Below are 446 nucleotides of genomic sequence, written 5' to 3' on the forward strand. Positions count from 1 at the left end.
CCACTCAAATTGCAGCTTAAAAACTTTGCCATGAAAATGCCGCCCCTTATCTTTCCTACACACAACACATTTTATGGAACATTCCACCCCGACCAAACGCACAACCCACGAACGAATGGGTATCTTCGCGCATTTCATTTTCGCCAGCCGCTGGCTGCAACTGCCGATTTGTATAGGCTTGATTATCGCCCAAGTCATTTATGCCTGTAAGTTCCTCAAATCCCTTTGGCACTTGGTATCCAATTTCAGCATCATGGATGAAAACACCATCATGATCGCCGTATTGAACCTGATTGATGTCGTGATGATTGCCAACCTGTTGACCATGGTCATTGTCGTCGGCTACGAAACCTTCGTTTCCCGCCTCCACGTTGACGAACATCCCGACCACCCCGAATGGCTCAGCCATGTCAATGCTTCGGTTTTAAAGGTTAAGCTGTCGATGT

The 446-nt window shown here is 47.3% G+C and carries 1 protein-coding gene; it reads left to right on the forward strand.

Features of this window, described 5'->3' with window-relative positions:
* Positions 1–73: 73 nt before the first annotated feature.
* Positions 74–446: YqhA family protein (locus ACTHTJ_RS10880; RefSeq protein ID WP_440362689.1), on the forward strand; the 373-nt coding region annotated here is incomplete at its 3' end.

Source organism: Neisseria sp. P0018.S001 (assembly GCF_051957355.1).
GTDB classification, from domain to species: Bacteria; Pseudomonadota; Gammaproteobacteria; order Burkholderiales; family Neisseriaceae; genus Neisseria; species Neisseria subflava_A.